The sequence below is a fragment of the uncultured Bacteroides sp. genome (assembly GCF_902491285.1).
Taxonomy (GTDB): domain Bacteria; phylum Bacteroidota; class Bacteroidia; order Bacteroidales; family Bacteroidaceae; genus Bacteroides.
In genome coordinates, this window is record NZ_CABUHK010000164.1 from 1 (window position 1) to 3635 (window position 3635).

Consider the following 3635-nt stretch of genomic DNA (forward strand, 5'->3'; position numbering starts at 1 on the left):
CAAACCTGTAACCGGCTGATCCGTAGTCAGCTACTCTATTCAGTTGAGCTACGCGGCCATTTTGTTAATTCGATAAGTGATCGCGACAGGATTCAAACCTGTAACCGGCTGATCCGTAGTCAGCTACTCTATTCAGTTGAGCTACGCGACCGTTGTTTTGTTTTAACGGGTGCAAAGATACGGACTTTTCTCGAATTAGCAAGCATTTCAACGTTTTTTTTGTAGAAAAATTATTCAATGAACCGATAATTGAACAGTTGCCAACCTATGCTCAATCCGACATTCCACTCTCTTTTCGGTGAGCTATAATGATTTACATATGCAGAGATGTCTCCGAATGGTAATTGGCATACAATAGAAATTTCTCCTAAATATTCGAATTTAGAGAAAGCTTTTCCATAATATGCTTTGTTCAGCGAGTTTCTTTCGATTGGATAAATAGGCATAAAACCATAAAGTTCTCCTCGTAGATGGAACATTTGATTCAAACGATAAACAGGCCGGATTCCTGCACTTACAAATTGATTGGCCCGGAAGGCTTCATTATAAGTCATTTTGCTGTGTAGTGTAGGAGAAAACTCTCCGGCTTGCATCATTGTTGCTGTATAGTTCTCCGAGAAGTTCTTGGAGGCATATAATGCTTTTAGATACCATCCCAATACCCAATGTTCACTCATATTGTGATATTTCTCTTTCATGTAAGATAATTGCAGCCAGGAATGATGTTCTTTGTTGTTGCTTCCTGTGGTTCCTTCGCCTGGATAGAACCGCTCTCTTCCTACGAAAATCTGCGCAACAAGTGCTTCTCTATAACCGCGTGTCGGATACTGTCGGGAATTAAGTGTACTTCCGTTAAAACTAATCGAGCCGCCAAATAAATCATAGCGGCTTTTATCGAATTTGTCATTTCCAAAGTCAATAACGCTTTTTTGGAAATATTTGTCCTCTATTTTGGCAATTCCTATTCCAAATTCAGCCCGTTTGCTCGAAAGAAAAGGCAGGCCTACCTGTAATTTTAAAAATCGTTCGTCTTTTTGATTAAAGGCAGGTTTGTTATTTCTCGAGAAGAGCTTGTCCTTTTTAAAATAGTCGAATGTGCTGATCGAACCTATAAGACGATAGGATGTCGGAATAGCTGTGGCAAAGTCTATCTTTGCCATAAATTGGACATTATTGTAGACTTTTCCAAGTTGCCCGTCAAGAATAAACTCCTTAGCGTAGTAGTTCAAGTCCTGGTAACTCAGCCCCAGATAAATCTGATTGGAATTGGAGGTGGATATATTGCCACCCAATCTTACAGCAAAATTATTTTCTAATTTGACCTTTAAATGCAGATCATATGTATCATCTTCGGGATTATAAATCGCATGAGGAATGATTTCAGAAATCATTTTGTCTGAAAGTAGTCTGAAATAGCCTTGTTTTAAATCCTCGTAGGTAAATTCTTTGTTGTCTGATTTATGAAATTCTTTTTTAATATAAACTTGTTGCTGGGGATTGGCTCCGTCAATGATGATATTCTTAAAGCGCAGTTCTGGAAGATTGCTCCGGTACACCATTCTTCTTAAGCGTATATTATCAAAGTTTACACGCCGGCGAATACGACTTTTTATAGAATCCATCATGCTGATGGTTCGATTATATCCTATATCATGCAATTCATCAATACGCTGGAAATCCATAAGATTAACATTGTCGTATTTGAATGTCATTGAAATTCCGATTGAATCAGGAATAGAATAATCAGTTTTTTGCATCACCATATTTTCTATTTGACTCATAAGGTCGTCTTCTTTGGGCTTGGTAGGGTTGGTTGACACTACGCTTCCTATTATAATGTCCGGATGAAAGTCATCTCTCATGACGTCTGTGGGAAAATTATTATATATACCACCGTCATAGGCTAATACATTGTCTATCTCAATAGGCTTAAACATGAATGGGAAACTCATTGAAGCTCTGACGGCGTCTCCTAAATCTCCGTCTTTCATTATTAATTGTTTTTTGTTATATACATCAGACGCAATACAACGGAAAGGGATGAAAAGTTTATCGAAATCCCCTTTACAAGCAGCTGTGGCACGTGCATACAGGTCTACAAAAACAAGATTCATCTGAATTGGATTTACTACACTGGTGGGCAGGAATTGAGGCTTCAGATTTTTTAGTGAATCTTTGAACGAAAAACGAATATTGAAGAATTCGGGAGTGGGAAGATTCTTTTTGAAATGATATACATACTTTTCTTCCACTTCCCCGGAATACCATCGTTTGAAATCTTCGGATTTAAGCAACTCTACCATGTCATCAGGAGAGTATCCCATAGCGTACAGGGAACCGACAATAGCTCCCATAGAGGTGCCTGCAATATAGTCAATGGGGATATTATTTTCTTCCAAAGCACGAATAATACCGATGTGTGTTAATCCTTTTGCACCACCGCCGCTGAGTACAAGTCCTACTTTTTGGGCGTGAACAGCCGAAATAGTCAGCCATAAAGTAATTAACACTAAAAGAATTTTTCTCATAACCCGAATCAAGCAATTGGTATTTCTGTCTATTAAGTGTTCAAATATATACAATACTTTTCAATTTATCGATATTTTGCCTATCGTTTTAAAATGAAAAAGAGCATTGCAACGTGTATTTAACGTTGAATGCTCTTTTTGAGTTATGTAATTGTGTTTAAAGGGGCGATATTTAAATCAGTTCGATGCTACGTTTTACAAAGTTATTCAATGCTTCACCTCTCAACATATTGTTTTGCAATAAAGCTAAATCAATAAGTTGGCGGATTACTTTGTTGTTGCTGGCGTAACCAATAAAGATTGCTTCTTTCTTGCTTTTCAGATCATCCCATTTCTTATCCAGCTCATTCAGTTCGTCTTTTTCTGCTGTTGGGATATCTTCATCTTTTTTATCCTTTTGCTTATCCTTCAGCTCATTACGCTGCTTGTTTACGCTGTCCATTTCAGACTGTATCGGAGCTACTTCAGCATGACAAACATCTTCTTCTTCGCTCAATACCTGCTTTATCAACTTGTGATCTGAGTTCAATATTAAGTTGAACATATCAGGCATTTCGCCATAGAAGCTCATTCCGGCTTGAATATTTGCCATTTCTTTCATACGGCGCATATATTCACTTTGAGTAATCATCACTGGAGCGGAGTTTTCTCCTAATGCTTGCGTCATGACATTGAACTCGACTTTATCCATTTTAGGGAGCTGGCTCTTGAAGGCTGTCGTGATAGCATCTTGCTTATCGGCTTCCAATACTTCGCCTTTTTTGTCTTCTTTGACGATAAGATTATCGACAACATCACTATCGACACGGGTAAAGCGGGATTTTTCCAGCTTTTGCTCCAACATGCTTACCATAGCTACGTCTAATTGTCCATCCATAAGCAGAACATTGTATCCTTTATTGGTGGCAGCTTCAATGTAGCTATATTGTTCGTCCTTATTATTGGTATACAGATAGATTAAGTTTCCATCTTTGTCTGTCTGATTATCTTTAATAAGTGTCTGATATTCTTCGAATGTGTAATGTTTGTCATTTGTATCGGTGAAAAGGGCGAATTTTTGCGCTTTATCATAGAAATCCTCTTGTGTGAGCATTCCATAATTGATAA

The 3635-nt window shown here is 37.9% G+C and carries 1 protein-coding gene, 1 tRNA gene and 1 pseudogene; all 3 read right to left on the reverse strand.

Translation table 11 applies throughout. From position 1 onward, the window contains the following. Nucleotides 1-77: 77 nt before the first annotated feature. Nucleotides 78-151, reverse strand: a tRNA-Arg gene (locus tag RDN93_RS21785). A 79-nt stretch (nucleotides 152-230) separates the two neighbouring features. Beyond that, a complete protein-coding gene (locus RDN93_RS21790; RefSeq protein ID WP_308747407.1) occupies nucleotides 231-2528 on the reverse strand; it encodes a patatin-like phospholipase family protein in 2298 nt (765 codons plus the stop codon). A 172-nt stretch (nucleotides 2529-2700) separates the two neighbouring features. After that, nucleotides 2701-3635 (reverse strand): annotated as a pseudogene (locus RDN93_RS21795) (molecular chaperone HtpG); the annotation flags it as partial.